The 10,550-nt window shown below is 40.1% G+C and carries 7 protein-coding genes and 1 pseudogene; all 8 read left to right on the forward strand.

What is annotated here, in order from left to right; genetic code table 11:
- A pseudogene (locus INT03_RS04355) lies at positions 1-238 on the forward strand (DUF411 domain-containing protein); the annotation flags it as partial.
- Between the two features lie 109 nt (positions 239-347).
- Positions 348-1,456 (forward strand): IS3 family transposase gene (locus INT03_RS04360; protein ID WP_296293331.1). Its coding sequence is split into 2 segments (ribosomal slippage): positions 348-549 and positions 549-1,456, totalling 1,110 coding nucleotides; the frame shifts between segments, so codons are not numbered across the junction.
- A gap of 18 nt (positions 1,457-1,474) precedes the next feature.
- Complete coding sequence (locus tag INT03_RS04365) at positions 1,475-1,804, forward strand: hypothetical protein (protein ID WP_193007793.1); 330 nt, start codon at positions 1,475-1,477, stop codon at positions 1,802-1,804.
- Positions 1,722-2,477, forward strand: a complete 756-nt coding sequence (locus tag INT03_RS04370; RefSeq protein WP_193007794.1) for a hypothetical protein — start codon at positions 1,722-1,724, stop codon at positions 2,475-2,477. The genes INT03_RS04365 and INT03_RS04370 overlap by 83 nt, the downstream gene beginning before the upstream one ends.
- A 169-nt stretch (positions 2,478-2,646) precedes the next feature.
- Complete coding sequence (locus tag INT03_RS04375; RefSeq protein ID WP_193007795.1) at positions 2,647-3,351, forward strand: lytic transglycosylase domain-containing protein; 705 nt, start codon at positions 2,647-2,649, stop codon at positions 3,349-3,351.
- A gap of 116 nt (positions 3,352-3,467) precedes the next feature.
- Complete coding sequence (locus tag INT03_RS04380; protein ID WP_193007796.1) at positions 3,468-8,969, forward strand: phospholipase effector Tle1 domain-containing protein; 5,502 nt, start codon at positions 3,468-3,470, stop codon at positions 8,967-8,969.
- A gap of 20 nt (positions 8,970-8,989) precedes the next feature.
- Positions 8,990-9,682: a hypothetical protein gene (locus INT03_RS04385; protein ID WP_193007797.1), complete on the forward strand. Its 693-nt coding sequence runs from the start codon at positions 8,990-8,992 to the stop codon at positions 9,680-9,682.
- A gap of 133 nt (positions 9,683-9,815) precedes the next feature.
- A complete protein-coding gene (locus INT03_RS04390; RefSeq protein WP_193007798.1) occupies positions 9,816-10,499 on the forward strand; it encodes a hypothetical protein in 684 nt (227 codons plus the stop codon).
- Positions 10,500-10,550: the final 51 nt, after the last annotated feature.

Raw genomic sequence — 10,550 nt, forward strand, 5'->3', positions numbered from 1 at the left:
GATCAATATGACAGGTTTAAAACTGAAATCTACCATTGCATTTAATCGTAATCTATCTAAGGGACTACGTGGCGCAGTGGTACTGCTTGCCGTCACCTCTTTATTTGCTTGCAGCCAGCCAGATAGTAGTGTGTCTGATACAAGCATAACATCGGCATCAACTGAAGATGTAGCGGTTGCTTCAAAGACAACTGAACTAAACGTTATAAACGCCCCTATGATGATTGAGCTATGCTGAAGAAACCGTAGAGGTAAACTTGGTAAACTAAGCGTATTAATCGGAGTTTACCATGACCAAGAAAACCAGAACTTATAGCACATAATTTAAAGCAGAAGCCGTTAAGAAGATAGCAGACAATAATGGCAACATTTCAGCTACCGCAAAGCAGCTTGGCATAGCGATGCAAACCTTATCAAACTGGCAGAACGAAGCCAATCAAGGCAAGCTTTTAGGAACTGAGCAGTATGACCCTGAGCTTATGGCAGCTATTCAGGAAATAAAGCGGCTCAAGCGGCAGCTTAAAGTGGCTGAAGAGGAACGAGAGATACTAAAAAAGGCCACGGCGTACTTCGCGAAGCACAGTTGATGAAGTACGTCTTTATCAAAGACAACCAGCACCTTTTTAGTATTACCTGCATGTGCCGTGTATTAAACGTAAAACCATCAAGCTATTACGACTGGATAAATCGTGAGATGAGTGAACAGCAGATACACCGTAACCACTGTGAGTTATTAGTTAAAGCGGCTCATAGTGAGACTAAAGAACGTTATGGTGTTGATCGACTACATGCCTACCTAAGTGCGCAAGGGTATGATATTAGCCAATATATGATTAGAAGTATTAAAGAAGGGCATGACATCAAATGCCGTCGCCACAAGCGCTTTAAAGTCACCACTGACTCAAACCATAACAAGCTTGTCTATCCAAACATGCTGGATCAGCAGTTTGATGCTAAGCACCCCAATGAGTCTTGGGTCAGTGACATCACCTATATTTGGACTGATGAGGGTTGGCTGTACTTGGCAGGCGTTAAAGACTTATACACTAAAGAGCTTGTTGGATATGCCATAAGTAAGCGTATGACCGCCGATTTAGTCTGTCGTGCATTGACTATGGCAATTAAGAATAAAGGTCCAAGCCAAGGGCTGGTTGTACATTCTGACAGAGGCAGCCAGTATTGCAGTCATGCCTATCACAAAATTATCAAGCAACATCAGTTTACAGGCTCAATGAGCGCTAAAGGTAACTGCTTTGATAACGCACCTATAGAGAGCTTCTGGGGTACGTTAAAGAATGAGTTGATATATCATCAGGACTATAAGACCAGATTTGCCGCCATTACCGATATCATTAGATATATCGAGTTGTACTACAACCAAACTAGAATTCAAAAAGGCTTGGGCTATCGAGCGCCAAGACAGGTGTGGTTTGATTATTATCGTCAGGCTGCGTAACTAAAATCTCCCAAGTTTATGTGTACGGATTTGACGGCAGGGGTCAGTCTGGCAGGTTATCATCACGCCCAAGGGGCTTGGTTTGCTCTAGCAAGTGTTGTCGGTCATCTCACTTGTGACACAACTTTTGAGCATTACATACATACGGCGCATTTACTAGCAGGGCAGCAGTTAAGTGAAGCCAATCTTGATATACCCTTTATAGTATTGCAAAACATCACGGGTATCAGCTATCAAAAGCTCAATTATCATGATAAGACGGTTTATGATAAAACAACTAAGACCGTATTTTGTCAAAACCTTAAAAGCGCATCACGCGCCACTATTCACAACAGCGAATACAAATGAGCAAACCGTTCAAAAAGCGAGTAGCAGTATAGAGAAAGCATTACCTCGTTCTATTTTTATGGAGTCAAGATATAACGCTGTTATTGCCTTTATAAAAGAGATGGACAGCATTAAGCCTGTACTACGCAAAAAAGCGTTAGAGTCTGTTGCAATTAAACATGGCATTCATCTCCTTACTGCGCAAAAGCTTTATCACAATGCCGATACGCTAAACAATAATGACAAATTGATTACTCATGTTAAAGAACAAAAGGCGCAAGAGCAGGTCACGCTTGCTTTAGACAGAGCCTATAAGATGTCTATTGATACGCCTGATATGCTGCGACAGTTTGTCAATATTTATCAGAAAAAACATATCACATCTCGATCTTACTTAAAGTTTGGCATCAAAAAATCACAGCATGAGCTATTAGCAAGCTTTTTAAGAATGGGCTATCAGCTGGTTGCTGCCCACTACTGGCAATTGGTATCTAATAGCGAAAGTAAAGTCAAAGACTTTAAGAAAAAGTATAAGTTAGATAATGCCATCAGGGTATCGGTTAATCAAAAGTGTGATGGGTTTGAAGTTAGAATCGTTAAAAAAGTAAGAACGTCTTCTACCGATAGCAAAGTTTATGAGTCGTCCGGAGTGTTAAAATTCTTAGGAGGTGTTTTGATGGTGCTGGTTGAGTAGCCCAATGTTTTGACGATACATGTACTACAGGTTTTATCGCCAATTAGCTTAATTTTATCTGTTAGATATTTGTTTATTAAAATATTTACTGCTATATAATAGTTGTCTTTAGTGATAGATATATTAAACAAATTACCGCCATCAAATTTTATTCATTAGAGTAATATGTATGCAATATAATTGCGTTAAGACATTCTCTTTACTTTCTATTAGCACAGGCTTGCTATTGGTCTGCCCAGTACATGCTGATGTAAAATATATAAATATGAGTAGTTTAAATTCTGAAGTTACTGCTCATATCACCTCAAAAGTGATCAATGCTTCAAGTTCAAAAACCGGAAAAATCAAAAATTATAACAAAACTAAATTAGATCAAGTTATTGAGCATAATGCAAGTAAATATGACGTATCTCCTGCATTGATTAGCGCAATCATAAGACAAGAATCCAATTTCAATGCTCTCGCTGTCTCACCTAAAGGCGCAAGAGGATTGATGCAAGTTCTGCCCTCAACAGCGGAAAATTATGGTTCTTACGATTTATTTCTACCACACCATAACGTAGAAGTAGGTAGTCGTCATTTTTCTAGATTAATGAAAAAGTATAAACAGTTACCATTGGCATTGGCGGCATACAATGCTGGCGAAGGAAGTGTAAGTAAATATAATGGTATCCCTCCTTTTTTAGAAACGCAAAATTATGTTCTCAACGTTTTGAAATATTACAATGCAGGTCTTGATAAACAAATTTATGGTATAGATATTCAAAGTCAAAGCGATGGTCCAAAGGTTTTGGTAGAGCAGAGTGTGATTAGTGATAAGACAATAGAAATTATAAAAGCGCCTAAAGTTCTATATTTTAGTATAGATCGTTAATTTTTTTAATAAATATTTAAAGTCTGATTAAAAATAAACCATAGTGTATACGTGACAACGATATAACAAAAGTATATTATTAATGCTATAAATTGCACTTTTGTTGAGATAAAGTTATGCGCCTAACCTCTTTATTTTTCAGTATGACTATACTTATTAGTTTTTCTTTGAATGCTGCTGAAACTAAAAACTTAGGTGAGTTGTTTACCAATAATGCTAGCAAAGTTTGTAATACCAATGGTAATAAAGGAACTCTTGGTTGTCCTGTCAACCAAGGCGCCGGTATTGTAGATACATTGAGTGCAGATCAAGGCGTAGGCAACCCTATTAATGTCTTAACGGGCAATAAGTTTGAACAGGCAACTGACATACAAGCCGTTGGCAATGACTATGCACTAAGGCTCAACCGCTACTACAACTCAAGAAGCAGCCAGAGAGGCCTATTCGGTATAGGCTGGCGTCATGACTACGAGATGCAACTGCAAGACACTGACAGCACTATAGATATCATCCAAGCCGATGGTCGTCAGATTCACTTTCAGAAAACTGCAGCTGCCCTTGGTAATAGCAGCCTATTCGTCACCCGCTACCTAGCAGACAAGTCCGAGCTTGGTTATATAGAGCGCACTCAAAGTGCAGACCCTAGCAAAGCCGCCTGGATATGGACACTACCTACTGGCAAACAGTTTGAGTTCGTTGTTCACAAACAAGTCTCTAGCGTCAACAGGCTTGGCTTGCAGCGCTACGGTCAACTCTCTCGTGTCACCGAACAAGCGGATGATCCCAGCAGCCCCTACTGGGCACTTACCTATGGAGTAGAGGGAGAACTTGCCCAAGTACGCAACCATAATGGCGACACCCTCAAGTTCGCTTATGAGAGAACCCAAGGCAACCTACCTAAGATCAGTGTGACTAGCAGTACGATAAATCACAACAACAGTAACCAAAGTACGGGCAGATGGGTCTACTTCTTAGATCAAAACAACAACCTTGCCCAAGTGGTCTCACCGACTGGCGTTAGAACCGGCTACCAGTACAACGACCCCCATGACAAGCATAACCTCACCGCTAAGTTCAGCTACAATAAAACCAAACCTCAGCTCATTACCGAGTGGCAATACGATGCTTATGATCGAGCTATCAGCTCCTCTCATAAAGACGGTGTAGAAAGGGTCAGTGTGGTTTATGACAGCGACACCGTCATTCCTACTCAAGCGAATCATGTATTCACTAATATTCTAACTAATAGCGTAGGGGAGAGCACAGATTACCGCTATCAATACACTAACGGTGAAGCACAGCTGTTATTGGTCACAGGAGCGGGCTGCGTCACTTGTGGGCCCGCCAATGTCAGCTACGAGTATGACAGTGCAGGACGGGTGACTAAAATTAGTCAGCTTGATAGTCAAGGTCAGAGTATCTCATCAATAGCTACAGAGTTTGATACATTGGGCCGGGTCAAAAGAGAAATAAACCAGATAGCAGGTGTACTATCTAATAAGCAGTCCACTACTTACTATGAGTATGTATCAAATAACCCTAGCGATGCTGGATTTTCTCTTATTTCTAAACAGTGGCAAGCCAGTGTTGCGGCAGGTAAGCAAACAGGCATAAGGTATGTTTATGATAACAACGGACTTGCTATCGAAAAAATTGCGTTTGGCTATACTCCTGATGGCAAATCACTCTCACGAACCTTTTTGCAGAGCTACGATAAAAATGGCAATGTTATCCAAGTAGCGCTACGCGATGATAATGCTAATAGCAAGCCTATCATCATAGAAGCCTACACATGGTTTGAAGACGGCAGTATTAAAACTACTGAGCAACCTAACTTAAACGCCAAAACCAGCTTTACGCATAACGATGCAGGTCTAACCACGAAAATCGATCGTCAAATGGGTACAGAGAATACGACAATTAAGCTCAGCCTTGACAATAACAATCTACCTATGTCTGTTTCTCGCTATCTCAATGGAGAGTTATTAAACGGCGTTAAATATCAGCGTAATAGTAAAGGTGATATTATTAACGTCAGCGATCTAGACAATAACTTTATTGCCAGCTACGCTTATGATACTGCTGGACGCAATCTAGGTGAATTGACTCCAACGAGTGCTATGTTGAGTCGTTTGGATACAGAAGGCAGGTCTATAGTTGACTACAGTATCAGTGAAAATAATATTGATAAGCTAAGCTACGTCTACGATGCTAAGAGTCGAATCACAGGTGTAGGTAGGGATGACACCCAATTAGTCTCTGTTAGCTACAGCGAAGATGATAGAGCAGCTGAAGTAGTAGGTGCTAGTGGCGAGTATATTTTAATGCAAGAAGGTAGCTCAGAGTCTAATGAATATGTACTACCTAATATCTGGGATGCTCTAGGTATAAAGGGAACGACTGTTAAGACGATCAAATCAGGCGTAACTCGCGTCGACCAAAACGATGATATTACTACTGATTATGGTGTTGATGACTTTGGACGCATCGTTTATATAGATAGTAAGACCGCAGGACGCAATAACTACCGTTATGACGCTCGCGATCAACTCATTGGCATAAAGATGGCAAATGGGGGTAAAATAAGCTACCAATATGACAATAAAGGCCGTCAAGTTAGTAAGGAAGTTACTCAAGAAGGTAAAGTTGTACAGCAAGTTACTTGGGAGTTTGATGATAAAGATCAACTGCTTAGTGTCAAAGGTAATAATCAGCAGATTGAGTATCAATACGACGACCAAGGCCGCGTCACTCAAAAGCGTCTTAGCTTAGCTGATCTTGCAACTCCATTAGTGACAAGCTATCATTATGACAAAGATGGCAGTATGGTTGGCACTACCTTACCTGACGGTATTAAGGTACTCAGTCAAAATAATCAGATTCGCTATAAAGCGCCTGATGATATCAGAGCAACTGCTATCTATAGCCAAAGTACCCATCAAGCTTCTAGTATCAATCAAACCAGCTATCAGTTAGGACAGCACATCGTCATGGGTCACTTCTATGATGACAATGGCCAATTCTCAGGTCTTAGCTATCGTAGCATACCAAAATCTGGCGACAATCCATTCATCCGATCAGCTCGTGCAGATGATATCATTCCCTTATTTAGTCAACAGTGGCAGCGTACCTCCGATGGTATCGTTGAGCAAGTCACTGAGCTTGACTATCACGCACAGCCTACAGAGCACAATTATCTCTATGACAGTCAATATCACCTTATCACTAGCTCATACCAGCCTATAGAGTTGGACAACAGTTTTACCCAAGTGAGTTCAGTCAACAAGCAAACTGATGATCAAGCGAATAATGACAGTATAGAAGCACGTTATATCTATGACGAGCTTGGTAACCGTATATTAGGTATTGATGACGCTCAAGTACTCAAGAAATACCAATACGACGACAAAGGTCGTTTGACCACTATTACACCTGTTGCCCAAACCGCAGACAGCCCAAATATGAATGCCCAAACCATTACTTATGATGCTGCTGGACTTCCTACCCAGTACGGCGGCTATCAGCTAAGCTACACAGCAGGGCAGCTGAGCCAAGTCAAAGACAAGTCAGGTAAGCTCGTTGCCAAATATACCTATAATGACGAAGGGCAACGTATCAAGAAGACAGTCTATCAAAAAGACAACAAGCCACTTGTCACACCAGAGATCAGCTATTATGTTTATGAAGATAGCCAGCTCCAGCATGAACTTGATAGTGAGGGCAATATCAGTCGTCATTACGTCTATATTGGTAATACTCTAACGGCCACTCTTGACTATCCAACAGAGCAGCATGGAGAGGTATTAAGCAGCGATCAGTCTGATATCTCACTATGGACTAGAGGTAAAAACTGGTTAGGGTCACTATGGACTCAAGAGAGCGCTTATCCAACCATTAACTATGTCATCACCGACTATCTAGGACGTCCGCGTCAAGTACGTGATGGTGAGACCAATGCACTTAAATGGCAGTTTACACCTACTGCTTTTGGGGGTCAGGTTGATACCAGTATCAATGTTAATAAATCAGACAGCAGTTACGAACTAAACGTACGCTTCCCGGGTCAGTACGAAGATACAGAGACGGGACTGTACTACAATCATTGGCGCTACTATGATAAAGGCACGGGTCGTTATCTGTCTGCTGATCCGCTAGGACTTGGTGGTGGTGAGAATCTATATGCTTATGTCAATGCGACGCCGACACACTTTATTGATCCACCGGGTTTGCTCTTGTTTGCTTTTGATGGGACGGGGAATCAGGACTATGGGAGCAACGAGCGTTCTAACGTTGTAAAGTTTAGGGATGCTTATAAAGCAGATCCTAATGAGCCTAATATGTTTAAAAATGGTATTCATACGATTGATGATCAGTCTAGAAGGTTTGGTAGTTTTGCAAATAAGAATGCTTTCTATATATCTGGAGCTGCAACTGATGATCAGTATTCTGGTATCGAAGCCCCGCTTGGCGATGGCGGTTTCGGTCTTTCAATTGTAAAGCGTGTGGATAAAATGGTGGAATATTTACATTCTTATTTAGAGTATGTAGAAGACAACTACACAGGTAAAGATAAACCTAAAAAAGCAATCAATATTGATCTAGATATTGTCGGTTTTAGTCGAGGAGCGGCTTCTGCAAGAATGTTTGCTAGTAAAGTCACTAAAATTATGGAAACAGGAGAATGGTACACCTATGGACAAGCTACTAATGGTAACCCTCATAGAAAAAGAACACAGCCTTGGAAATATACGAACGCATGGTTAAAAAATAATTGTAATGTAAACTTTAATTTTAATTTTATGGGACTTTGGGATACGGTACCTTCTTATGGCGGAAGTTTAGACAATGATGTCAGTGATTTAAATAATTTTGGAATGTCATTATCTATACCAGATAGATTTAAAAAGGTTGTCCATGCCGTAGCCGTTAATGAACATCGTGCTCATTTTCATGGACGTTCTATGTTTGACAACCAAGCTCAAGCAAATAGATACGCGCATTCAGCTAATCGAGTCGAACGTGGATTCTTAGGTGCACACTCTGATATTGGCGGTGGTTATGGAGAAGGCGACTTGTCAGATGTGTCATTAATGTGGGTGATCCAAGAAGCTAAAAAAGCGGGTATTGACTTTAACGACAACCTAATAGCAAAAAAGGGCTGGAATAACGTGACTGATCCTATTGTTCACGATAGCGTCGGTGTAGAGCTATCAGGAATCAACTTTATGCCGGGTCGCGAGTTTCGTTGGGTAGGCTCTGATGTAGAAATGTTCGACGGTAGACAGCAGTTTGAAAGATTTGCTCATCTTAAGTTCAATTGGAGAGATTCTTTAGAATTCCAGTCTAAAAATACCCAAGGTGAAGTTTTAAGAAGGTTTGAAGATATCGAACGCTGGACTCGAGAATACAATAGAGTCGATCAAACATCAACAGGGCATCCTGTTTGTGGTGAAGTAGTCATGTGTGATGAAACCGAAGAAATCGTAGATCTGAAAGAAACAGGGGCAGAAGGAAATCCAACGATTTTGTATAAGTACATGCAGATAAAGGGTTATATTGCATGGTTGAAGAACAATGGCTATGGTTTAAGTAATTTGAAAGTTAAAGGCAAATCGTAGACTAATGAAGGAAAAACGCTGTGACAAACTTAATAAAATTGCTACTGATAAGTGTGAGTATGCTCTCCATGTCTTGTAGTAGTGCGGGCTTAACTGATAAATTAGCAAGAGGACCTACTTTTAAGATTCAAGTAGAACAAGAGCACATATATACAGATGTGTCAGACAAGGATTCATTTGAATATGATACAGAGCCAAGAATAATCATTGAGTCGCTTACTCCAGTCATCTGCAAAGGTGGGAATAACGATGACTTTTTAGCAGGAAGTTGCGCGTTTGATGAAGATAAACCTTTACCTGAAAAAATAGAGTTTCGTTATGGTGTTTGGTTATCGGATGAAGAAGTGGATAAACGATTTCCTCCCATACCCTTCGAGGCTTATGAAAATTTACCAGATGACAGAGACTTCAAGACATTAGATGACTGGTTAGAAGCAAGAGACGAATTTAGAACAAAAGTCTTTAAAAAACCTGAATATAAGAAAATTCGAGAGGCCAAGTTTGCTGCTATGGATCGAGAAATAGACTGGCATACCCATACTATTTATCCAAGGCAAATAATGCAGAAGTATCATGATGATATGGGGTTTATAAACAGAATGCGAGCATCAATAGTATATTATAACCTAACCTTTCATTATGATATGAGCGTTTCTGAGAAAGACAGAATACTTTATTTAGATCCAGCAGTGCCTCGATGGTTATCCAAATAGTTATGTTCTTAAGGTTCTTAATTTTTCTCATAGAGCTAGATACTTATTGTATTTGGCTTTTCTATTACGCACTCAGACATTGTTGGAGGTTATGGAGAAGGCGATTTTGTAGTGGCATAATAAGAGAAAGTATATGAATAAAAAAACATATATTGGATTGGCTGCCGTAGTGTCGGTAGTAACCATTGCATTCATACAGACAGTGAACGCAGAAACGGAGCTTTGGTTAGAGTTTTCATCTGCTCAAGACAAAATGTACTTTGTTAAAAATAGCGACAACCTGAATCTATGTACGTACATGTCGAATAACAATGAATGGCCTTATTCATCTTGGGCAAGTCGTTGCTATTTCAAAGGGAAAATACCAAAGGAAATAACTATAGAATATACCCCTTGGTTGCCATACGATGAAGATAAACTAACCTATTATGGCAAAAGCAAGTTTTACCCAGAAGAGAAACCGTTTACCATTTATTATAATCCAAATGATGAACAAGTTAGTGAAGTACGCTGGGTAGATGAAGGGATTGCAAGAAGGACAAAAGCTTTGGATGCGTTGCCTGAATCATCATGGCACACTTTTACTATTAAGCCAAAGCAGATACTTGAGAAGTATAAATGGAAAAGTCCTGAAGGACGCCCTGTAGGTATAGTGATTCCTATTGGATCGAGCGCTTTTGTTTATCCGAGCATCTATCCATACAATAAAGATAAAGTACTGACTATAGAAATGTCTTTAGATGAAAATGATAACTTAACAATCGATGAGAATTTTGAATGGGAAGATGAATATTCAAAAGACTTACTGATGAATTAACAAATATTGCATATGAACCGCCCCAAGTATATCGGAGAGTGATTTACTTGA

Source organism: Psychrobacter sp. PG1 (assembly GCF_014897815.1).
GTDB lineage: Bacteria > Pseudomonadota > Gammaproteobacteria > Pseudomonadales > Moraxellaceae > Psychrobacter.

What these genes read in the sequence shown, in the direction of transcription:
- INT03_RS04370 (WP_193007794.1), top strand. Translation starts at nt 1,722, where the DNA reads ATGATAAAACAACTAAGACCGTATTTTGTCAAAACCTTAAAAGCGCAT.
- INT03_RS04375 (WP_193007795.1), top strand. Translation starts at nt 2,647, where the DNA reads ATGCAATATAATTGCGTTAAGACATTCTCTTTACTTTCTATTAGCACA.
- INT03_RS04380 (WP_193007796.1), top strand. Translation starts at nt 3,468, where the DNA reads ATGCGCCTAACCTCTTTATTTTTCAGTATGACTATACTTATTAGTTTT.
- INT03_RS04365 (WP_193007793.1), top strand. Translation starts at nt 1,475, where the DNA reads ATGTGTACGGATTTGACGGCAGGGGTCAGTCTGGCAGGTTATCATCAC.
- INT03_RS04390 (WP_193007798.1), top strand. Translation starts at nt 9,816, where the DNA reads ATGAATAAAAAAACATATATTGGATTGGCTGCCGTAGTGTCGGTAGTA.